We start from the raw sequence: 23,259 nt of genomic DNA on the forward strand, positions 1-23,259 counted from the left end.
TAACCATACAACACCCAAGGGGTTTTACGGACTCCATAAACGCTTGAATGCGTGTTAAGAACGATATTGTAACTAGTTAGATTTTCCCAGATTGTATTTATCGCCTGATGGCGGTGAATAAAACCGAATTTGCTTGGCGACCATAGCATTATGGACCCACCTGATCCCATGCCGAACTCAGTAGTGAAACGTAATAGCGCCGATGGTAGTGTGGGGTCTCCCCATGTGAGAGTAGGTCATCGCCAGGCTTCAATTTCCTTGTTTTCAGATTTAAAAATCTTAAAGCAAAAAAGTTTGTTGAGACAAACTTTAATAGAATTTAGTGCTGGTATGGCTCAGTTGGTAGAGCGCACCCTTGGTAAGGGTGAGGTCCCCAGTTCAAATCTGGGTACTAGCACCATTAAATTTTTCAGCGACCATAGCACAATGGTACCACCTGATCCCATGCCGAACTCAGTAGTGAAACGTTGTAGCGCCGATGGTAGTGTGGGGTCTCCCCATGTGAGAGTAGGACATTGCTGAAACCCATTCTAAAACCCAGCCTTTGGCTGGGTTTTTTCATTTCTGACGTTTAATAATTCGAATTCAGACCAATCACCCTTTCTCGCTTGCGTATTCCCCTTATATTGTATATTTTTATTTAGATATCTGGACGTCTAAACATCTTAAGGAGCAAGAGAGATGCCAATTAAAATTCCCGATCGTTTGCCTGCAACGGATATTTTGCGTGGGGAAAATATCTTTGTTATGACGGAAGCTCGAGCAGCAAGCCAAGGGATACGTCCGCTAAAAGTACTTCTACTGAACTTAATGCCAAAGAAAATAGAAACAGAGACGCAATTTCTGCGTTTGCTTTCTAATAGCCCACTTCAAGTCGATGTTGAACTGCTAAGAATTGATAATCGACCAACCAGAAATACGCCGCAAGAGCACCTTGATACTTTTTATCGTCAATTTGAGATGGTGAAGTCACGCAACTTCGATGGCTTGATTGTGACTGGTGCACCGTTAGGCTTGGTACAGTTCGAAGATGTTCTATATTGGGAAGAAATCCAAGCGATTATGAACTGGGCGAAAGATCATGTGACTTCAACCTTGTTTGTATGTTGGGCGGCACAAGCGGGTTTAAAATTGTTATATGACCTGCCTAAAAAAACACGTAAAGAGAAGTTATCAGGCATTTATCAGCATAAAACGCATGATTGCCATCATCCAATCCTTCGAGGTTTTGATGAAACCTTTAAAGCGCCTCATTCCCGTTATGCTGATTTCTCACCTGATTATTTAGCTGAGCATACAGACCTTGATATTTTGGCGACCTCAGAGCAAGCTGGCGTGTATTTAGCCGCGACGAAAGATAAACGTAATGTCTTTGTAACAGGCCACCCTGAGTATGATGTCACTACCTTACATAACGAATATATGCGTGATTGTAGTGAAGGTATGGAGCCTAACATTCCTCTGAATTACTACCCTGATGATGATCCAACTCAGCCCCCTGTCGCGAGTTGGCGAAGTCATGGTCATTTATTGTTTTCTAATTGGCTCAATTATTGTGTGTATCAGCAAACACCTTTCGATCTTGATCATTTTTCAGAAGATAATTTTACCAAAGATGATTAACTCTTTTTGAGTCTTCATTTGTGCTCAATATGCTGAATACAAAAAAGGCCTGCAATTGCAGGCCTTGTTCTTTTAGAGGGCTATGTTTTAGCTATTTTGTGATTCCCAGTTCTTTGCTTTTTGGATCAAAGAGGTAATGGTTGAGCCTTGTACTAGAATAGAGAAAACGACAACGGCGTAAGTCATGACAAGCATGATCTCACGTACATCTATGTTCTTCTCTGGAATAACGATAACGCCTGCTGGAATGGCCATGGCCATGGCAAGCGCTAAGCCGCCGCGTAATCCACCCCATGTGAGGATGCGAACAGAGTACGGGTTGTAATCACGATAACGGTTAAAGCCAACATAAGATAGGCGAACACTTAAGTAACGGCTAAGCAATACAAGCGGTACAGCAATCGACATCAAGATCCAATCTTCAGGATGGAAGCTAAATTGCAGCATACTCATACCGATCAGTAGGAAAAGGACACCGTTTAGAAATTCATCCACCAGCTCCCAGAAGTGATCAAGATGATCTTCACTTTCTTTAGAGAAACCAATATAGCGTGTCCAGTTACCAATCATGATACCCGCTACAACCATTGCTAGCGGACCTGAGACATGAAGTACATCAGCAAAAACATAACCCGCCGTTGGAATACCAAGCGTTAATAATAATTCCATAGAGTGATCATCTGTTGCGCTGATCAGGTAATGGAATAACAGCCCTAGTGCAAAACCGTAAGCAATGCCACCTATCGCTTCTTGTAAGAATAGCTGACCAACGCCCAATACTGTTGGTGCTTCATTACCAAAGGCGATAGTAAATAGGGTGACGAACAATACCAGACCAAAACCATCATTAAATAGTGACTCGCCTTCAATTTGGGTTGAAATGCGACGAGGGGCATTCATTTTCTTTACGATAGCAAGAACGGCAATGGGATCGGTTGGCGATATCAATGCGCCAAAGATCAAGCAGTATATAAAGTCGAATTGGATGCCAATCGCTTGGCAGACAGCCCACAATGCACCACCGATAAAGAAGGTGGAAAAGAGCGTGGCACCGAGTGCTAAAACGGTGATTTCCCACTTTTGGTCTTCGAGGTTAGGAAGTTTGATCCCTAAGCCACCCGCAAAGAGAAGAAAGCCTAAAATCCCTTTGAGAAGGAAGCTTTCAAAGTTAATTTTACCGAGTTGTTCTGCGGCGATATCTTGGAGGTTAAACCAACCATTTTGTCCGGCAATAACGATCCCTATAGATAAAACCAGTGCTCCTGCAGTGATGGCTATGGTTGTTTGCATCTTGCCTATTTTGCTATTAACAAAAGCGATGAGCATCGCCGCTGCGGCAAGAAAGCATAAGGTACTGTATACGGACATTCGAAACCTCGGGTTGGTGAATGTGTAAAGTTAAAAATTGTCACAAAATATAAAACCATCGGGTCATGATAGCCATAAAAAAATCAGGCTTTTGATGAATTAGTTTTTCTATTCCAATTGTCTTTAGACGTCTAGATTTCCATTTTTGCTGTGATAGGATGTGAATTAGCTGTAACACTAAATAAGGAAGTAAATAGTGGCTAAGGGCAAAGGAATACTTGAACAAAGGTTAGCACAACAGATCCTCATTATTGATGGTGGCATGGGCACCATGATTCAGGGGTATAAATTAGAAGAAGATGATTACCGAGGAGATCGGTTTTGTGATTGGCACTCAGACCTTAAAGGTAATAATGATCTTCTAGTCCTAACGCAACCACAGCTGATTAAAGATATTCATCTTGCTTATTTAGATGCTGGCGCAGATATCCTAGAGACGAATACCTTTAACGCCACCACGATTGCGATGGCGGATTATGACATGGCGAGTTTGAGCGCAGAGATCAACTACGAAGCTGCTAAGCTTGCTCGCCAGGCTGCTGACGAATGGACAGCAAAAACACCGGATAAGCCGCGCTTTGTTGCTGGTGTTTTAGGCCCGACCAATCGGACTTGTTCGATTTCCCCCGATGTTAACGATCCCGGCTATCGTAATGTTACTTTTGATCAGTTAGTTGAAGCTTATGCCGAGTCGACGCGTGCCCTTATTGCTGGCGGTGTCGACATTATTCTGGTTGAAACTATCTTTGATACCCTAAACGCGAAAGCTTGTACTTTTGCAGTTGAAACCGTATTTGAAGAAGATGGTATTCAGTTGCCTGTCATGATTTCTGGCACCATCACGGATGCGTCTGGTCGTACGCTTTCTGGCCAAACTACCGAGGCTTTTTATAATTCACTGCGCCACGTTAAGCCTATCTCATTTGGCCTTAACTGTGCGTTAGGGCCTGATGAACTACGCGAGTACGTTAACGAACTCTCGCGTATTTCGGAATGTGCCGTCTCTGCTCACCCTAATGCAGGTTTACCCAATGCCTTTGGTGAATATGACTTAAGCCCTGATGATATGGCTGAACATATTCAAGAGTGGGCGCAAAGCGGTTTCTTGAACCTGGTTGGCGGCTGTTGTGGTACGACACCAGAGCATATCCGTAAAATGTATGAAGTTACCCGTGATCTTCAGCCTCGCCAATTACCTGATATTCCCGTCGCGTGTCGCTTATCTGGCCTAGAGCCTCTCACCATAGATGCTGATACCTTATTTATTAATGTTGGTGAGCGAACCAACGTAACGGGCTCTGCGCGCTTTAAGCGTTTGATCAAAGAAGAGCTGTACGATGAGGCGTTAGAAGTTGCACGGCAGCAAGTCGAAGCGGGGGCACAAATCATCGATATTAATATGGATGAGGGGATGCTAGATGCGGAAGCGGCGATGGTGCGCTTCTTGAACTTGTGTGCGACCGAGCCTGAAATTTCAAAAGTGCCGATTATGGTCGACTCCTCAAAATGGGAGGTGATAGAGGCTGGCCTAAAATGCGTGCAAGGCAAACCGATTGTTAACTCGATCTCTTTAAAAGAAGGGAAAGATAAATTTATTGAACAAGCCAAGCTGTTACGCCGCTATGGGTCTGCGGTGATTGTGATGGCGTTCGATGAAGTCGGTCAGGCGGATACTCGAGAACGTAAAGTTGAAATTTGTACCAATGCATATCGGGTTTTAGTCGATGAAGTCGGTTTTCCGCCTGAAGACATTATTTTTGACCCCAATATCTTTGCTGTCGCGACGGGTATCGAAGAGCACGATAATTACGCAGTCGACTTTATTGAGGCGGTCGGTGATATTAAACGCACACTACCTTATGCCATGATTTCAGGTGGTGTCTCTAATGTATCATTCTCTTTCCGTGGCAATAACGCGGTGCGCGAGGCTATTCACGCTGTTTTCCTTTATCACTGCTTTAAGCAAGGCATGGATATGGGGATCGTTAATGCAGGGCAGTTGGCTATTTATGATGATCTACCTGATGAACTGCGCGAAGCTGTTGAGGATGTGATACTAAATCGCCGTTCAGACAGTACTGAGCGACTACTCGATATTTCTGGAAAATACCGTGATAGCGGCAAAGTGGAAGAAGACCGTAGTGCACAAGAGTGGCGAGGTTGGCCTGTTGAAAAGCGCCTTGAACACGCCTTAGTTAAAGGCATTACCGAGTTCATAGTTGAAGATACTGAAGAAGCGCGCACGAAGGCGAGTAAGCCACTTGAAGTAATTGAAGGCCCACTAATGTCTGGCATGAATGTGGTGGGTGATTTATTCGGTGAAGGTAAAATGTTTCTACCACAGGTGGTTAAATCTGCGCGTGTGATGAAACAGGCCGTTGCTCATTTAGAACCTTATATTAATGCGGAAAAACAAGCCGGGCAGACCAACGGCAAGATCTTACTTGCGACCGTTAAAGGTGATGTACATGATATCGGCAAGAACATTGTCGGGGTTGTTTTACAGTGTAATAACTATGAAATTATCGATCTCGGTGTCATGGTGCCATGTGACAAAATCCTCAAAGTAGCCAAAGAAGAAAACGTCGATATTATCGGTTTAAGTGGCTTGATCACCCCATCGCTTGACGAAATGGTACATGTAGCTAAAGAGATGGAGCGACAGGGTTTTGAGTTACCACTTTTGATTGGCGGTGCCACCACCTCAAAGGCGCATACCGCGGTTAAAATTGAGCAAAACTATCATGCGCCAGTGGTGTATGTGTCGAATGCCTCGCGCGCTGTCGGTGTCTGCTCTGCGTTATTGTCTGATGAGTTGCGACCTGCTTTTGTCGAGCGATTAGATAAAGAATATGACGTAGTTCGCGATCAACACAGCCGAAAGAAACCTCGTACCGCGCCTGTTACGCTTGAGCAAGCACGGGATAATTGTGTCGACATTGATTGGACGACGTATACGCCGCCAGTGCCCGTTAACCCTGGCGTGCATGTGTTTAAAGATTTCCCTATTTCTGAGCTGCGTCGCTATATCGATTGGACGCCATTTTTCATGACTTGGTCGTTAAGTGGTAAATATCCAACGATTTTACGTCATGAAGTTGTCGGTGAAGAGGCGCAGCGCTTATTTGATGATGCTAATACACTGCTGGATGAGATTGAGGCCAAAGGTATGATTAAGGCCAATGGTGTCTGTGGTTTATTCCCTGCGAATAATATTGGCGATGATATTGAAGTGTATACCGATGACACCCGTAGCAAGGTATTAACTGTCTTGCATGGTCTACGTCAGCAGACGCAGAAAACGAAAGGGGCGAATTACTGTTTGTCAGATTACATTGCGCCTAAAGCGAGTGGTCAGCCTGATTGGATAGGGGCTTTTGCAGTGACGGGCGGGATTGGTGAATACGACATTGCAGAGCAATTTAAAGATGCGGGTGACGATTATAATGCCATCATGATCCAAGCTGTTGCTGATCGATTGGCAGAAGCGTTTGCTGAGTGCTTGCATGAAAAAGTACGTAAAGAGCTTTGGGGTTTCGCCCCCGATGAAGCGCTGGAAAATGACGATTTGATCCGGGAAAAATACCAAGGTATTCGTCCTGCTCCGGGTTATCCTGCTTGTCCTGAGCACACTGAAAAAGGGACAATTTGGTCACTGCTTGAACCTGAAGCGAATGCAGGGATGACATTAACGGAAAGCTATGCCATGTGGCCTGGTGCCGCTGTATCGGGTTGGTATTTTTCTCACCCTGAATCGCGTTATTTTGCGGTTGCACAAATTCAGCAAGATCAAGTAGAAGATTATGCGCAACGTAAAGGGTGGACGCTTGAAGAAGCGGAGAAATGGTTAGGGCCAAACCTCTAATTTTAGATATTACCTACTACCTACGAAGCAAGAAAGGCACTCATGGAGTGCCTTTCTTATTTTTATCGATTACTGAGGCTTAATGTCTTTCGAATAATTGCTGGTGAAGTTGTTGCACGATAGGCTTCGCATTGTCTTGATCGATCAAGAAGCAGAGGTTGTGGGGACTGGCGCCATAGCAGACCATACGAAGCGGATATTGTTCGAGAGAGCCGAATACTTGACTCACAAAGCCTTGGGTATGGCTCATTTGGTTACCAATCAATGCGACTAGGCAGAGCCCTTGCTCGACTTCGACCCGACACCATTCACTCAGAGCTTCAATCGCCGCTTGTGGTAGGGTCGGTGCACCACCTGCGGTATCGGTTTGATCCAGAGTTAGTGAAACGCTGACTTCCGATGTGGTGATTAAATCGACCGAAATTTTATGCTCAGCCAAAATGCGAAATACTTCAGCGAGAAAACCGTAAGCATGGAACATATTCAGACTTGTAAGCGTCACCATGGTTTGGTTGCAACGTAGTGCTATTGCTCGAAAAAGCGGGGCATCGCTAACGGTTTGTCGAATCCAAGTCCCCCCTTGCTCTGGTGCTTTTGAGGAGCCAACAAAGACTGGGATTTGCTGGCGTATCGCAGGAACTAAGGTTGAAGGGTGAAGAATTTTCGCACCGAAATTTGCCATTTCAGAGGCTTCGCTAAAGCTGATTTCTTTTATGGGTTGCGCTTTGGCGGCAATGCGTGGATCTGTGGTGTACATTCCCGGTACATCGGTCCAAATTTCCAAGGTGGTTGCCTTGATAGCCTCTGCCATTAATGCGGCACTGTAGTCACTGCCACCACGGCCTAAGGTTGTGGTGTGGTTGTTTTCATCAGAACCAATAAAGCCTTGGCTGACGATAACCTGATGCTGTAACTGGCTGCGAAGGTGATCGTTACTGAGTTGACGAATTGCCGTTGGGTTGGGAATGGCTTTGCCATATTGACTATCCGTACGCATGACTTGACGAATATCAAATCGAATCGCATCAATACCTTGCTCTTGAAGGATTTGTGTAAATAAATGGGTCGAAAGTAGCTCTCCATTTGCCACTAGTTGATCGGTAATTGCTGCACTGGGTTGATCAATGGCTTGCTCTGAAAGTACTGCGATATTGTCTAATAGCTCTTGGATAGCAGCGGCAGGGACTTCAGGAGATTGAAGTTGCTCAAGCACGGATTGGTGGGTCTCGTGCAGGGTTTGGAGCCGCAGCTGACGTAGAGCGTTATCTGCAATGCCTTGGGATAACTCTACCAGTAAGTTGGTGACTCCAGAGCAGGCACTGATCAGTACTAAGCGTGTTGCGGGGCTATTTGCCACAATCTGGGCACTACGTTGCATTGCGTTGTAGTCGGCAACACTGGTACCACCAAATTTGGCAACGGTGAGTGCTAAAGGTGGTGTTGATGATAAAATCGGGCTCAAAACATGTCTCCTAAAAACAGCGTAACTATAGGAATCGAATGAAATAAGCGGGAGGTGCTGCTGGTAAGATAGCAGTATCAAACGGTAAGCGGATAGAAATCACGATAACCAGAAGCTCCCCATATTGCACCTTTCTTGATTCCATTCAAAAGGTGAAATATGACAGCCAGAAGGATTCAACCTTCAAGGCCGATACGCCCGATCCCCTACTTGGGCGTATCTCGGCGTTACTCCCCCTCTCGGTTTGGCATTGGGGTGGGGCCCCGCCAAACAAATACCTGGGTAACGCTCCTCTTCTGTTTTCACCTGCTGATAATACCAACAGGATGAACAAAAACTGAATAGCCATTGAATAGGATTTGTTATGATGTTGTCAATACATCAATGATTGATTATGCAAAAAAATTGAAATAACTTGTTAGAGCCTGTTCCATTGAGGAGCAAATCATTGTTGCGAGTTAATGAATGGAATTGGTATCAGTCTTTAATATAAGTGTTTCAGTGAAAGATAAACATCGACCCACTTCATTCTGATATATAACTAAACATAAGCATCAGAGACCGTCTAAGGAGAATGACAATGACAATAGGAAGCTTCTATCCACCTCAACGTACCCTCATGGGACCAGGCCCTTCCGATATTTACCCACAAGTATTACAAGCGCTAAGTCGTCCCACCGTTGGTCACTTAGATCCTACGTTTATCGGGATGATGGATGAGTTAAAGCAGTTATTGCAGTACGCATTTCAGACTGAAAACAGCTTTACGATTGCAGTTTCTGCACCGGGTAGTGCAGGCATGGAAGCGTGTTTTGTTAACTTAGTCGAACCGGGTGATAAAGTTATTGTGTGCCGCAATGGCGTATTTGGCGATCGTATGCGTGAGAACGTTATTCGCTGTGGTGGTGAGGCGGTTATTGTTGATAACGCCTGGGGTGAGCCTGTTGACCCGAATTTGGTCGAGCAAACATTAGGGCAGCATCCAGATGCTAAAATTGTTGCGTTTGTACATGCTGAAACCTCGACAGGCGCACTGAGTGATGCGCAGGCGATTGCTAAATTAGCGCGACAACATGATTGCTTAACCATAGTCGATGCCGTGACATCACTGGGTGGCGTCCCTCTGCTGGTGGATGAGTGGCAACTTGATGCAGTTTATTCGGGCAGTCAGAAGTGTTTATCGTGTGTGCCAGGGCTGTCACCACTGACATTCTCGCAACGTGCCATCGATAAAATAGAGGCGCGTACGACCCCTGTTCAAAGTTGGTTTCTTGATCAAAGCTTGGTGCTTGGGTACTGGAGTGGTGAAGGTAAGCGTAGTTACCACCATACCGCCCCTGTGAATAGTCTTTATGCTTTACATGAAGCGTTAGTGCTATTGCAACAAGAAGGGCTAGAGAACGCATGGCAGCGTCATCAAGATGCGCACCTCGCTTTGCGTGAAGGGCTTGAACAGCTAGGGATCACTTTTGTTGTCGCTGAGGAGCATCGCTTACCACAGCTAAATGCGGTCTATATTCCTGAAGGCGTCAATGATGCTGAGGTGAGAAATACCTTGTTGACTCGGTATAACCTCGAAATCGGTGCAGGGCTAGGGGCGTTAGCAGGTAAAGCGTGGCGTATTGGTTTGATGGGTTATGCGGCAAGAAATGAGAACGTTGCCTTATGCCTTAAAGCATTAGAAAGTACCTTGAAATAATCAAGTACAACTTAGATTTAAAAATGGCGACCACTATGGTCGCCATTTTTATAGGGGAAATCACCGAGAAAGGTTGAATGTGATTATTCGGTGGCTGGTGTTGCTGATGATGTTGCAGCCGACTGCTTACTCAAAGGTTGAACGGCGAGTGCATCACTAAAATCACCATTAGGAAATAAAAACTCAGCCTCTTGAAGGATTTGTTCAGCATGGTTTTCATCGCCTAATAAGCGATAAGACAAAATCAAATTGGCATACAGTTGCTCGCGTGGCCATGTTTTTGCTTTTACCGTTGCCCAACGAATGTACTCTTCGATTAACTCTGGCTTATTCAATGTTTGCGCTAATTCTAACTGAGGTTGGTGCAGCGCCCATTCATAGCGATGCTTCCATGCCCATGGATTATTGACCTTCATTAAATAATCAATATTTAGCGGTAACGTTGTTTCAAACTTTGTCAGCATACGACCTGAATAGAGCGTCGTGATCATATAACTACTCACGAGTAGCGGCACTAATAGGGCTGTAACCTTAATCCCTAATACGTAACTCAGCGGTTTTTTATTGTATTTGGCGGTGAGGTTATCTACCCAATAAATTAGGATGATAAAGATTACCCAATGCACCAGCGAGTGATAAAACGGGTACTCTAATTGGGTATGTAAGGTGATTGGGAAAAATAAAGCGACAAGCGCTAATTGCGTACCTTCACGAGCTTTACGTATTTTAAATACAACAGCGGCAGCCGCGAGCAGTAGTGCAATCAGTGGGACTATGCCTCCTTCGGCAGCCCAAAACGTTAACTCATTGTGTGGGTGATCCAGTGCGGGTAACCCTGCAGGTTGTGTAGGATCCGCTTGATGCCAACGTGCAGTCTGGGTGAGATAAGACACTTCAAACGTACCATAGCCATAACCTGTGAGAGGCTCCTTTCTGAACATGTTGATGGCTTGAGGGGTTATCGTGCTTCGCACATCTGATAATGTGATTTTATCGGTATTTGTCTCTATTTGTGAGTATTGTTCGACGGCATAAGACGTCGTTAGCCCGAGTACTATCATCAATAACCACATCCGCCACTGTGCTTTAGCGGCGAATTGTTTTAGGTACGGGATCAGTAATGCGACGCCAATCATTGCGCCAAGCCAGCCAGTGCGGGAGCTTAATACGATCAAAATAGGAATGATCAAGACTGGTGTAATCAGTAGCAGTAGTTGCTGGAAAGACCATTTACCACGGTACATTGGCATACGTGCCAGTAAATAACCAGACAGTACTAACCCTGTCGCCAAGAAACTTGCCATCACATTAGGTTGCTGGAAAATACCATGGGGACGACTTTTGCTTGGATCAAAACCAAAGGCATTCTGTGGCTCTATCCATAAATATTGATACCAGCCAAACAGGGTTTGCGTCAGTATCCCTAGCAAGATGAACCATAAAATGAGTTGACGACGGCTAGGGGTAAAAGCAAATTGCTGCAGGGCGATAAAGAATAAAAATCCAGCCCATAGCCCAATGATACGATCACTGGCTGCTGCAACGTCTGCGTTGCTGTAGAGCATAGGGATGGATAATAAAATGCAGCAAACGAACAGTACAAGCGTCAGTCGAGTATAGCGCCAAATGCGTTGACGACTGATTTCTAATAAACCGACACCAATCGCAAAGCTAAAAGGCATCCAGCTGGTGGCATTAAAGGAAAGCTCTAACCCTGAACCGCCAGGGTTATGCTGAAAATAGAGTAATGCATGCACAAACAGCGCACAAAGGGCCGCGAGAAAAGGTTTGACCAAAGGTTTACTGATCCCTGGTTGAGCGAGCCGGGTTCCTTGGATATGTAGCACTGTCATCTTACGTCCATTAGTGATCGTTTAAAGAGGCGATGTGGAGGGTCATAACCAAAAGCAGGCAATCGAATGATCACCTGCTTTGGCTTATGACATTATATAGTGGACTACTGAAGCGCTGGGAGCATTGGCTTTAAAAAGCGTGCGGTATGTGAGCCTTCGACTAATGCCACTTCTTCTGGTGTGCCAGTTGCAATAATTTTACCGCCACCACTGCCGCCTTCTGGGCCTAAATCGATGATCCAATCTGCCGTTTTAATGACATCGAGATTATGCTCGATCACCACTATAGTATTGCCATGTTCGCGTAAGCGATGCAGCACCACTAGCAGCTGTTGGATATCATGGAAGTGAAGCCCCGTTGTCGGTTCATCCAGAATATATAATGTTTTGCCAGTATCGCGTTTAGATAGCTCGCGTGCCAATTTTACCCGCTGGGCTTCACCACCTGATAAGGTTGTCGCAGCTTGGCCAAGACGAATATAGGATAAGCCCACATCCATCAGAGTTTGTAGCTTTCTTGCAATCGCAGGAACGGGGTCAAAAAATTGACGAGCATCTTCGACGGTCAAGTCTAACACCTCATCAATGGTTTTTCCCTTGTATTTTACTTCCAACGTTTCACGGTTATAGCGCTTGCCTTTACACATGTCACACGGCACATAGACATCGGGCAAAAAGTGCATTTCGACTTTGATAACGCCATCACCTTGGCAGGCTTCACAGCGTCCACCTTTAACATTAAAGCTAAATCGACCTGGCTTATAACCTCGCGCCCGAGACTCTTGCGTGCCTGCAAAGAGCTCACGGATTGGCGTGAAGATCCCAGTATATGTCGCGGGATTAGATCGCGGGGTACGGCCAATCGGGCTTTGATCGATATCGATGACCTTATCGAAATGTTCAAGATCTTGGATCTCGCGATAAGGGGCGATTTCTCCCGTTGTCGCACCATTAAGTTGGTGGTGAGCAATCCGGAAGAAAGTATCATTGATCAGGGTTGATTTGCCTGAGCCAGACACGCCTGTGATACAGGTAAAGAGTCCAACAGGAATTTCTACGTCAACATTATTAAGATTGTTACCACTTGCGCCAAGGAGCTTCACTGTCTTGGCTGGATCCATTGGGATGCGATGTTCTGGGATCGCGATAGCTTGCTTGCCGCTCAAATATTGGCCAGTGAGCGATTCTGGCGCCTTTAGAATATCTTCCATGGTGCCTTCGGCAATAATCTGACCACCGTGAACGCCAGCGCCTGGACCAATATCGATCACATGATCGGCTGCGCGAATCGCATCTTCGTCGTGTTCAACTACGATCACGGTATTACCTAAATCACGCAGATGAGTCAGGGTTTTGAGTAAACGCTCGTTATCACGCTGGTGTAAACCAATTGAAGGTTCATCAAGTACATACATTACGCCCACTAAACCCGCACCAATCTGGCTCGCCAAGCGAATACGTTGTGCTTCACCGCCTGAGAGGGTATCGGCACCACGAGAAAGGTTAAGGTAATTCAGGCCAACATTGACTAAGAAAGACAAACGATCGCGGATCTCTTTTAAGATCTTCTCCGCAATTTTGGCGCGTTGTCCTGCAAGGTTGAGTTGCTCAAAGAAAGTCAGCGCTTCTTGGATACTGAGCTCACAGATTTCAGGCAGCGTGGTTTCGGTAATGAAGACATTACGGGCTTCCTGGCGAAGGCGAGAGCCATCGCAACTGGCACAGGGCTTTTTCGAGACAAACTTACTGAGCTCTTCACGCACTGCATTGGATTCTGTTTCGCGATAGCGACGCTCCATATTATTGAGGATCCCCTCAAAGGGATGACGACGTACCGTGATATCACCGCGATCATTGATGTACTTAAACTCAATATCCGTTTTGCCTGAACCATTTAAAATGATGGTTTGGATTTTTTTCGGTAAGTCATTGAACGGGCTTTCAACATCGAAGCCATAATGATCAGCTAAAGAGTTGAGCATTTGGAAGTAATAGAAATTGCGTTTATCCCAGCCTCGGATTGCTCCGCCTGAAAGACTGAGCTCTTCATTCTGTACTACACGGTCGGGATCAAAATATTGCTGAACACCCAGTCCATCACAAGTACCACAGGCGCCCGCCGGGTTATTGAAAGAGAACAGGCGAGGCTCTAGCTCCTGCATGCTATAGCCGCAATGTGGGCAAGCGAAGTTGGCAGAGAAAACGATATTTTCATGTTCGCCTTCGGTCATCGGGATTACCGTAACAGTACCGCCAGAAAGCTCTAACGCGGTTTCAAAAGATTCAGCCAAACGCTGCTGAAGATCATCTCGCACCTTAAAGCGATCCACGACCACTTCAATGGTGTGCTTCTTGTGGAGTTCTAATGTTGGAGGATCGGATAGATCGCAGACCTCGCCATCAATGCGTGCACGGATATAACCTTGTGCGGCAAGATTGGCGAGCGTTTTAACATGTTCACCCTTACGGTCTTGTACTATTGGCGCGAGCAGCATCATTTTGCTGCCTTCAGGTAGCGATAATACTTTATCAACCATTTGACTCACGGTTTGTGCCGCAAGGGTAACATTATGAGTAGGGCAACGAGGTTCTCCGACACGGGCATACAATAGACGCAAATAATCGTAGATCTCAGTGATGGTACCCACTGTCGAACGTGGATTGTGGGATGTTGATTTTTGTTCGATAGAAATCGCAGGAGAGAGGCCTTCGATGTGATCAACATCGGGCTTTTCCATTAATGATAAAAACTGACGCGCGTAGGCAGATAATGACTCAACATAGCGGCGCTGTCCTTCCGCATAGAGAGTATCGAAGGCAAGCGAGGATTTACCTGAACCAGATAGTCCTGTGATAACAATCAGCTTGTCACGTGGAATAGTAAGATTGATATTCTTGAGGTTGTGCGTACGCGCACCCCTGACTTCGATTTGATCCATAATCTACCGACTAATTATTGATGACAATTAAGACAATGATTATGGCATAGGGTTTTGGGGCTTGAAAGAGTAAGCTGTATAAAGATACAGTAATATGAAGAGACTATTTGATTGCTATCGCAGTGCAACACTACCTATTTCGGTGAAGCGTAGCCGTAAGATAGTTATCCGTGATAGACTTCGCGATCACATCTAAACTTACATTTGTAGCAGCGACGAATAGACGCTGCGTCTGAAGAAATTTGGAGCTAACTATGGCCAGTCGTGGCGTAAATAAAGTTATCCTAGTCGGTAACTTAGGTAATGACCCAGAGATCCGTTACATGCCAAGCGGCGGTGCAGTAGCAAACATCACTATTGCTACTTCAGAGTCATGGCGTGATAAAAACACTGGCGAACAACGTGAGAAAACAGAATGGCACCGTGTGGCGCTATTCGGTAAAGTTGCAGAAGTTGCTGGTGAATACCTACGTAAAGGCTCACAAGTTTACATTGAAGGCCAACTACAAACGCGTAAGTGGCAAGACCAAAACGGCCAAGAACGTTACACAACAGAAGTTGTTGTTCAAGGCTTTAACGGCACAATGCAAATGCTTGGTGGTCGTCAAGGCGGCGGTCAAGGTATGGGTGCTCCTTCACAGGGTGGCGGTCAGCAGCAAGGTAACTGGGGTCAACCTCAACAACCTGCAGCGCAACAGCAGAATAACTTTGCACCACAGCAACAGTCTGCACCGCAACAACAAGCGCCGGCTCAACAGCCACAGCAGCAATACAATGAGCCACCAATGGACTTTGATGACGATATCCCGTTCTAAGTCTCGGGTTTAATCTTTTGTAAAGATATTAAATCCATGAAGCTTTTGAAAGCTCCGTATTACGGGGCTTTTTTGTTATTTACCATAAAGGAAATCCGCGGTTGTAGTTGTTAATTACCACCATTAGGGCAAAATTAAGCCCTAGGATGAGAGCAAAGAAAGGTTGGAGAGTATGTCTGATTTACGTAGCGTGATTATTGATTTATACCATGAGGCGTTAGCAACCACAGATGCAGAGCTTATTGGGGAGCTTACTGATGATACGGTATTGCTAGAAAGTGGACTCGATTCTCTTGGTTTTGCGATTCTAGTCGCACGATTGGAAGAAGAGCTGAATTATGACCCATTCTCGTTAATGGATCAGGCTGTTTATCCAACCACATTAAAAGAATTCGTCACTATTTACCGTCAATATCAGCCGAAATAAATCATGAAGTTGTTTGATTATCTTGCTAGCGATGACAGTAAAATATTGTTGGTTAATGCATTTCAATCACTGACACTCGCACAGCTGAAGCAAATCCAAACCGGGTACGTACAATTATTGTCTGATGTGCAGGGTAAACCTGTGTGTGTGGATATTACGAGTCATTTTACTTTGGCTCTGTGGTTGTTATTACTCGATGGTGTCGTTGAACGGTTGACGATTTTACCTCCAGACATCACAGACCAACAGCGAGCGGAGTTTATTGCGCAAACGGATTCAATATTATTATTGACTGATCGTGAAGCCATAGATGCGAATTGTGATGTTATTTACTTGTCAGAGTTACAACCATTACTCGAATTGAATTCATCAAATGTATCGCTGAACAATAACGTACAGACTCAGTGGGTACTTGCCACATCAGGAACAACGGCCACCCCTAAGCTGGTGGTGCATACATTGGCATCCTTAGCACATCAGGTAAAACGGCCTAAAGGTGACTTACAGCATGTATGGGGTTTGCTATATGGACTGCATCGCTTTGCTGGTTTGCAGGTTTTCCTTCAAACGGTCATGGCAGGTAACACCTTAGTCCTGATGGAGAAGGGGCAAGCATTGTCTGATGTACTTCTCTTGTTTGCTGATAATGCTGTTAGCTGTTTATCTGCGACGCCCACGCTATGGCGAAAAATCTTGATGTTACCTCACTGCGACTCGCTTGATTTGAAAGCGATCACCCTTGGTGGCGAAATTGCCGATAAGCAGATTTTGAGTGGTCTAGCTGCGCAGTATCCTATGTCTAAAATTCGGCACATTTATGCATCAACGGAAGCTGGAGTTGGTTTCTCGGTGAGTGATGGCTTAGCGGGTTTTCCTTCGTATTATATTGAGCAAGGGATAGGGCAAGTTTATTTAAAAATAAGCCAAGAGAGTACCTTGCTAATTAAATCACCAGCTTGTGCTCAGCGTTATTTGAATCAATATGATCTGACTTTAGTTGATGGCTATGTGGATACCGGTGATGTAATACGTTTTTCGCAAGGACGTTGGTACTTTGAAGGTCGAGCTAATGGCACCATCAATGTCGGTGGAAATAAAGTACAGCCTGAAACTGTAGAGCAAGTATTAAGGGCATACCCTGGGGTTCTATTAGCCTATGTCTTCGCGAAGAAGAGCTCTGTTATTGGGCAGTTGGTGCAGGCGACGTTAGTTCTAGATGATTCGGTTACTAATAAAAAAAATCATGTGCAAGCATTACGTCAGTATTGCAAGCTGCACCTAAAACCCTATCAGGTACCCGCCTTAATTAAAGTGGTTGATGACCTCCCACTTAACGAGAATGGAAAGGTATGTCGAAATGAGTAAATTAGTACTTGTTACTGGAGGAACCCGAGGCTTAGGACTTGCTATTGTAAAGCAGTTACTGACGATGGATTTCCGAGTTGTAGCAACAGGACGACAGTTAACGGGGGAGCTCGAAGCTTTGCTTGAGGGCTACCCACAGCAGTTATATTTTGAAGCTTTTGATCTGAGTAAAACAGATGAAATTAAGTACTTCATTTCATCTGTTGTAAAAGAGCATGGGCGGCTCTATGGGTTAGTGAATAATGCCGCGCTTGGCTACGATGGGGTATTAGCAACAATGCATGAGACTCAAATCGGTGAGCTGATTAAAGTTAATGTAGAGGCGCCAATCCTATTAGCCAAATATGCGAGCCGTAGTATGTTGATCAATCAAACTGGGCGGATAGTTAATATTTCATCGATTATTGCCAATACGGGGTTTAATGGCCTATCTGTATATGGTGCGACGAAATCTGCACTGAATGGACTAACCAAATCTTTGGCTCGTGAATTAGGGAAGGCCAATATCACGGTAAATTGTGTTGCCCCAGGTTATATGTCGACAGATATGACCTCTGATTTACAAGGTGATAAGTTAGCGACGATTGTACGCCGTAGCCCAATGAAAAAGTTAGTGACGCCCCAAGAAGTGTCAACTAGTGTTACATTTTTACTCAGTGAAGGGGCTAGCGCGATAACTGGAACGACGTTAACAATAGATGCTGGGAGTACAGCGTAATGGCGGTCAAATTTGAGATTTGTGCCGCTGAGCGGGTCGAACAGTTAATTGCATTTATTGATTGCCACTGGAAAAAAGATCATATCTTTGTTCGTGACCGCGAGTTATTTGATTGGCAACATAAGTCGGGTAACCACTATAATTTTGTGTTAGCACTTCAAGATGAAGAGATCATCGCGATTTTAGGCTTTATTCCAACATCTCAGTTTTCGCCTGCATTGGCGGTCCATCGTCAGGCTTGGTTAGCGATTTGGAAAGTTAGAGAGGATGTTAAATATCCAGGGTTAGGGCTGTTGATACTCAAGTTTTTGATAAAACAGTATGAACTAGCCACAGTTTGCTCACTGGGTTTGAGTCAGGCGGTAATCCCCATTTATAAAGCGCTTAAATATGAAGTGGGTCAACTTAACCATTATGTTTTTTTCCATCCTTCTCGCACTGATTTTACATTGGTAACACCCCCTTCGAATTATCAAGTCCCCTCGTTATCCGTTGATTTTCAGATCCGTAAAGTTGTTGATCTTGCGGGTATACAAGAGGCGGAATCACTCTTTGATCGCCAACCGATGAAAGATGCTATTTATATTTTAAATCGTTACATACACCACCCTCGTTATTGCTACCAAGTCTTAGCCGTGTATGAAAAATCGCAAGTCATTTCCCTGATTGTGTATCGCGAAATCATTCATAATGGAGCTAAGCTTGCGCGCATAGTGGATGTGCAGGGTGAGAGTGTTTTAACTGAAAAATATAACAGCGTGATTGCGCAATGGCTTGAACGAGAAGATCTTGAATATATTGATATTGTCTCTAATTTAGAAATAGAGGCTGGTTCTGGATTTAGGCATAATGTGGACGATAACTTTGTTGTACCTAACTATTTTGAACCGTTCGAGATGAAAAATATTACTATCGATTATGCTTATAAATCAGCGACAGCAAATGTCAGTATTTTCCGCGGTGACTCAGATCAAGATAGGCCAAACCTATGAATAAACTTACTGTTGTTATGTACCATTACGTACGGCGAATCAAACAGTCTCGCTATCCAGGTATTAAAGGTTTGGAGCTGGATGATTTTATCGCGCAGTTACGCTTTTTTAAGCAAAACTATCAAGTTGTGACTATGGAGCAGGTATTAGCGGCTAAACGAGGGAGTGGAACGCTACCTAACGATGCCTTGTTACTGACTTTTGATGATGGTTATGTCGAACATTTCACACATGTTTATCCGATCCTTAAAGCAATGAATATGCAGGGGTCATTTTATGTACCAGCAAAAACGGTATTGGAACATAAAATACTCGACGTTAATAAGCTCCACTTTATTTTGGCGTCAGGGGCGGAACATACAGCCTTACTCGCGACGCTTAAAGCCGATTTAGCATATTACCAGCAGTCTTATAATTTGGCAGAATACGACGACTATTATACTGAGTATGCAGTAGCCAACAGGTTTGACTCTGGAGACGTTATTTTTATTAAACGGATGTTGCAGCATGTCTTGCCGGAAGCATTACGATTAATCATTGTCGATAAATTGTTTGTACAGCATGTTGGTGTCGATGAAGCGACTTTTGCTCAAGAGTTGTATATGGATAAGCATCAGCTTGCTGAATTGATTCGGGGGGGAATGCATATTGGTTGCCATGGCTATGATCATTATTGGTGGGATAAATTAACCAGCAGCGAGTTGGATGATGAACTGAGTCAGTCTAAACAATTTTTGGCATCTCTAGGCTGTAACATGAATCAGTGGACAGCTTGTTACCCGTACGGTTCATCGAGTGAATCGGTAGTTAAAGCACTTAGTGAACAAGGTTGCCAACTGGCATTTACTACAGAAGTAAATATCGCCCATGTTATGGATGCAACCTGCTACTTGCTACCGCGGTTAGATACCAATGACTTCCCGCCAAAGAGTGATAACTACCTTAAATTTATCGATTAAGCGTCGAATAAAGCTGGGTTTTACGCTAATTTAAACCGCTAAAGGACTGGCTTTCTCTTTAATAAAATCAATAAATAGCTTGGTTTTAACGTGATTGTAATCCAGCTTAGGATAATAAGCATAAGCCGTACCTGTTGCCTGTTTTAGTTCGGGTAAAACAGGTACCAGCAAGCCTTTTCCTAGTTCACGTTTAATGGTGTTTTCACCCGTAAGGATGATCCCCATTCCGGCGACAGCTGCTGCCACTAATGCTTCGGGATTTTGAGTCGTAAAATTACCGCGTAAGCGAAGCTGGATGTCATTCTCAAACATATGCACTTGCTCATGCCCATAGACGCCAAACAACAGGCAGTTATGTTGAGTCAGTTGTTCTGCGGTTTCAATGAGTGGCTTACTCGCTAAGTATGATGGCGCAGCATAGAAACACGGCTGGAAATTAAAGAGCTTGGTGGCGATGTAACTTGATGAGTTAAAGTCAGTCAGTTCACGGGTGATAAATACATCCAAATTCAAATCAGGCAACTGACCCGCTGTAATGGTATGCAGCTCCACCTGAATGTTCGGATAGCGCTCCATAAACTCGGCAAGATAGTGCACTAGCACACGGCTTCCCGTCGCAAGTGGTGCGCCAATGCGAAGCACGCCACTGACTTCGCCATAGGCCGATGTTGTTTCAGCGAGCATCTGGTGCCAGTCATCTAATAACCGAGTACTTCTCTGGTAAAACAATTCCCCTGCATCCGTCACGGTTAAGCTGCGTGTCGTGCGCTTTAATAGCTGGACGCCTAGCTGTTTTTCTAGCCACGATAAGCGTTTTGATAGCGCCGAACTTGATGTGTTGAGCTGGGTTGCCGCTTGTGCGAGTGAGCCTTGGTCAACCACAGTCACGAAACTTTTTGTGCAGGTAATCCAATCCATAAAAATCCAGTGATGAAAGGTACGAAATCGCAGAGTAGTAGTTCACATTAGATGTGGAACAAGTGATAATCATTACAAATAGGCAACATTAACGATCATAACAGTCGTATATGAAGGTGGCACACTGTTTTCGATACTTGTCGGGTGGCGCATTGTAATCATTTAGTAACCCTTTATATTTTATTCAGAACATTATGTGAAGCAGGAAGTTATGAGAAAAGCCTCAGGGATGAAGTTGACCAATCGACTGGTTACTTTTGTCACACTTATTGTGATTTGTGCCATCTTCGTCATCTTTATTGGCGGTGCATTGAGTTTTCGTAAATTAGGGCAAGATTACCTGACACATTACCTTGATGGTGTGGTTGCAGTGATAGATCAAGAGCTGGCCGATCCTCAAGGTTCACAAGGATTATCTCGTTGGTTGCCTAAGTTATTGAAAGCCAGCAATGTGGTGGAGCTTGAAGTCGGTAGTGATGCTGGTGTGATTTATTCTTTCCGTGGCCTGCAAAAAATCCAAGACCCGAATATCCTCCACCTTGGGCACTACCAGTTAGAACATAATCCTGGTTTTTATATTGAACTAAAATCTTTACCGCCATACACCGAATTCACCTATTCGATTGGTGCGATGTCATCCATTAGTTTAGCTATCGTAATGATTATTATGGGCTTGGTATGGGGAATGAATTGGCTTCGCTTGCAGCTGCATGGTTCGGAATTGCTGGAACACCGAGGCCGGATGATCTTGGCGGGACGCGTGGCTGATTATGAGGTTGGTGATGATAAAGAGTGGCCAGCCACTGCGAGTCTAGCACTTGATCAAATGATTGCAGAATTGAAAGATGCTCGCCAAGAGCGGAGTCGTTTCGATACCTTTATTCGTACTCATACGTTTCTTGACCAATTAACAGGTGCGGCAAATCGGGTGTTATTTGATAGTCGATTACAGTCGGTAGTACAAGATCAGGAAACTCACGGTGCTGTGATTTTGATTCGTATTGCGGATTGGGATGAGTTATTAGCCGACCAAGGAAAAGAGACGGCTGATGAGCTGGTTCGTGATGTGGGGGTGATCCTGTCTAACTTGATCCAGCGTTATCCTGATACTGTATTATCCCGATACTTTGACGCTGAATTTGCCATCATGTTACCTCAGCAGTCAGTGAAAGAAGTGCGCTTGTTTACCAACCAAATGCTAAATGCACTAGAGCGGCTGCTGCCGCCAGCACCATTAGAGCCTGATAATTGGTGCCACATTGGTATGACATCTTTCGTAAGTGGTGAACGACGCGGGCGGATCATGGATGAGGCCGATATGGCCCTTCGAAGTGCGCAATTGCAAGGTTCAAATAACTGGTTTGCATTTAAGAAAGAGCAACAAGCGGAAGATGCCAGGGGCAGTGTCCGTTGGCGAACACTGCTGGATGCCGTTTTGAATGCGCATGCTATTTTACTTCATCAACAACCTGTGATTAGTGCAAGTGATGGCCGTGTTTTACATCGCGAGTTGCTGGCTCGAATTAAAGATGAAAATGGCATTCAAATTAAAGCCTCGCGATTTTTACCTGCGGTTGAGCAAGTCGGTTTTACTATTCGAATGGATAAACAGGTGGTTAGCCAAGCCCTTGTCACACTGAAGCGAATGCCATCAAGCGAAGCCCTCTCGGTTAACCTCAACGTGACCTCCTTATTGGATCGCAATTTTGTTCGTTGGTTACGCGATGAATTATTGCAAACGCCTCGTACCGTGTTGAACCGTTTGTTATTTGAAGTGACAGAGGGCACGTTAGTTAAACATTTAGATGCAATGCGACCGATAGCGCGAATGATTGTGGGCTTAGGCTGTAAATTAGTGGTTGATCAGGCTGGCCGTACCATTGTCAGCACCCATTATATTAAAGATATTAATGTGGATTATATTAAGCTACATCGTAGTTTGGTACGTGAGATTAATTTGCGGCAAGAAAATCAACTTTTTGTGCGTTCCATGCTAGGTGCCTGTGGTGATAGCCGAGCCGAGGTTATTGCCGTTGGGGTTGAGAATGACAAAGAGTGGAGTGTGTTGAAATCATTAGGGGTGCATGCTGGGCAAGGGCGTTATTTTGCTCCAGAGGTGAGCTTGGAAAAGCAGTGGGTTTCTGATTAAAAAAGAAACTGATTATGTATTTTATAAATATGATAAAAAGAGATCACATAACATACTTATTGTGAATAATTTAGGGTAAAATAGTCAAACTATTGACGTGGTGGAAT

At 44.7% G+C, this 23,259-nt stretch carries 15 protein-coding genes, 1 tRNA gene, 2 rRNA genes and 1 riboswitch; of the genes, 13 read left to right on the top strand and 5 right to left on the bottom strand.

Annotated features, from left to right (window positions below; translation table 11 throughout):
* Positions 1-132: 132 nt before the first annotated feature.
* From rrf (L4C35_RS16110) to metA, 4 genes are all read left to right on the top strand, one after another.
* Positions 133-248, top strand: a 5S ribosomal RNA gene (rrf, locus tag L4C35_RS16110).
* 76 nt (positions 249-324) lie between these two features.
* A tRNA-Thr gene (locus L4C35_RS16115) sits at positions 325-400 on the top strand.
* An 8-nt stretch (positions 401-408) separates the two neighbouring features.
* Positions 409-524, top strand: a 5S ribosomal RNA gene (gene rrf, locus L4C35_RS16120).
* A 157-nt stretch (positions 525-681) separates the two neighbouring features.
* Positions 682-1,623 carry a homoserine O-succinyltransferase MetA gene (metA, locus tag L4C35_RS16125; RefSeq protein WP_428463857.1) on the top strand — a complete coding sequence of 314 codons (942 nt, stop codon included), beginning with the start codon at positions 682-684 and terminating at the stop codon, positions 1,621-1,623.
* Between the two features lie 87 nt (positions 1,624-1,710).
* Here the strand turns inward: metA and L4C35_RS16130 are convergent, their stop codons facing one another.
* A complete protein-coding gene (locus tag L4C35_RS16130; protein WP_428463858.1) occupies positions 1,711-2,991 on the bottom strand; it encodes a cation:proton antiporter in 1,281 nt (426 codons plus the stop codon).
* 193 nt (positions 2,992-3,184) lie between these two features.
* Here L4C35_RS16130 and metH point away from each other — a divergent pair, with 193 nt between their 5' ends.
* Positions 3,185-6,856, top strand: coding sequence for a methionine synthase (gene metH, locus L4C35_RS16135; RefSeq protein WP_428463976.1), 3,672 nt, complete (start codon positions 3,185-3,187; stop codon positions 6,854-6,856).
* A 79-nt stretch (positions 6,857-6,935) separates the two neighbouring features.
* Here the strand turns inward: metH and lysC are convergent, their stop codons facing one another.
* On the bottom strand, positions 6,936-8,309 hold the full coding sequence (lysC, locus tag L4C35_RS16140) for a lysine-sensitive aspartokinase 3 (protein WP_428463977.1): 1,374 nt from the start codon (positions 8,307-8,309) through the stop codon (positions 6,936-6,938).
* A gap of 113 nt (positions 8,310-8,422) precedes the next feature.
* Positions 8,423-8,622, bottom strand: a riboswitch (Lysine riboswitch).
* A gap of 276 nt (positions 8,623-8,898) precedes the next feature.
* Here lysC and L4C35_RS16145 point away from each other — a divergent pair.
* Positions 8,899-10,017 (top strand): pyridoxal-phosphate-dependent aminotransferase family protein, encoded by a 1,119-nt coding sequence (locus L4C35_RS16145; RefSeq protein WP_428463859.1) that lies wholly within the window; start codon positions 8,899-8,901, stop codon positions 10,015-10,017.
* Positions 10,018-10,100: 83 nt separating this feature from the next.
* On the opposite strand, the gene L4C35_RS16150 is transcribed toward L4C35_RS16145, so the two are convergent.
* Both L4C35_RS16150 and uvrA read right to left on the bottom strand, forming a co-directional pair.
* Positions 10,101-11,870, bottom strand: coding sequence for a PglL family O-oligosaccharyltransferase (locus L4C35_RS16150; RefSeq protein ID WP_428463860.1), 1,770 nt, complete (start codon positions 11,868-11,870; stop codon positions 10,101-10,103).
* 104 nt (positions 11,871-11,974) lie between these two features.
* A complete protein-coding gene (gene uvrA, locus L4C35_RS16155) occupies positions 11,975-14,809 on the bottom strand; it encodes an excinuclease ABC subunit UvrA (protein WP_428463861.1) in 2,835 nt (944 codons plus the stop codon).
* 254 nt (positions 14,810-15,063) lie between these two features.
* Here uvrA and L4C35_RS16160 point away from each other — a divergent pair, with 254 nt between their 5' ends.
* The 6 genes from L4C35_RS16160 to L4C35_RS16185 all read left to right on the top strand — a co-directional run bounded on the left by L4C35_RS16160 (position 15,064) and on the right by L4C35_RS16185 (position 20,085).
* Positions 15,064-15,624, top strand: a complete 561-nt coding sequence (locus L4C35_RS16160) for a single-stranded DNA-binding protein (protein ID WP_062689569.1) — start codon at positions 15,064-15,066, stop codon at positions 15,622-15,624.
* Positions 15,625-15,796: 172 nt separating this feature from the next.
* Complete coding sequence (locus L4C35_RS16165) at positions 15,797-16,051, top strand: acyl carrier protein (protein ID WP_428463862.1); 255 nt, start codon at positions 15,797-15,799, stop codon at positions 16,049-16,051.
* Between the two features lie 3 nt (positions 16,052-16,054).
* Positions 16,055-17,416 (top strand): ANL family adenylate-forming protein, encoded by a 1,362-nt coding sequence (locus tag L4C35_RS16170; RefSeq protein ID WP_428463863.1) that lies wholly within the window; start codon positions 16,055-16,057, stop codon positions 17,414-17,416.
* Positions 17,409-18,134: an SDR family NAD(P)-dependent oxidoreductase gene (locus tag L4C35_RS16175; RefSeq protein ID WP_428463864.1), complete on the top strand. Its 726-nt coding sequence runs from the start codon at positions 17,409-17,411 to the stop codon at positions 18,132-18,134. Before L4C35_RS16170 ends, L4C35_RS16175 begins: the two co-directional genes overlap by 8 nt.
* The gene (locus L4C35_RS16180) at positions 18,134-19,126 is read left to right on the top strand and encodes a hypothetical protein (RefSeq protein WP_428463865.1); all 993 of its coding nucleotides are present in this window, start codon (positions 18,134-18,136) and stop codon (positions 19,124-19,126) included. The genes L4C35_RS16175 and L4C35_RS16180 overlap by 1 nt, the downstream gene beginning before the upstream one ends.
* Positions 19,123-20,085 (top strand): polysaccharide deacetylase family protein, encoded by a 963-nt coding sequence (locus L4C35_RS16185; RefSeq protein ID WP_428463866.1) that lies wholly within the window; start codon positions 19,123-19,125, stop codon positions 20,083-20,085. The genes L4C35_RS16180 and L4C35_RS16185 overlap by 4 nt, the downstream gene beginning before the upstream one ends.
* A 30-nt stretch (positions 20,086-20,115) precedes the next feature.
* Here L4C35_RS16185 and L4C35_RS16190 read toward each other — a convergent pair whose 3' ends face one another.
* Entirely contained in the window at positions 20,116-21,003 is an 888-nt protein-coding gene (locus L4C35_RS16190; RefSeq protein WP_428463867.1) for a LysR family transcriptional regulator, read from the bottom strand.
* 211 nt (positions 21,004-21,214) lie between these two features.
* On the opposite strand from L4C35_RS16190, the gene csrD reads away from it, so the two are divergent.
* Positions 21,215-23,152, top strand: coding sequence for an RNase E specificity factor CsrD (gene csrD / locus L4C35_RS16195; RefSeq protein WP_428463868.1), 1,938 nt, complete (start codon positions 21,215-21,217; stop codon positions 23,150-23,152).
* Positions 23,153-23,259: the final 107 nt, after the last annotated feature.

The organism is Photobacterium kagoshimensis, from assembly GCF_050337045.1.
Taxonomy (GTDB): domain Bacteria; phylum Pseudomonadota; class Gammaproteobacteria; order Enterobacterales; family Vibrionaceae; genus Photobacterium; species Photobacterium kagoshimensis.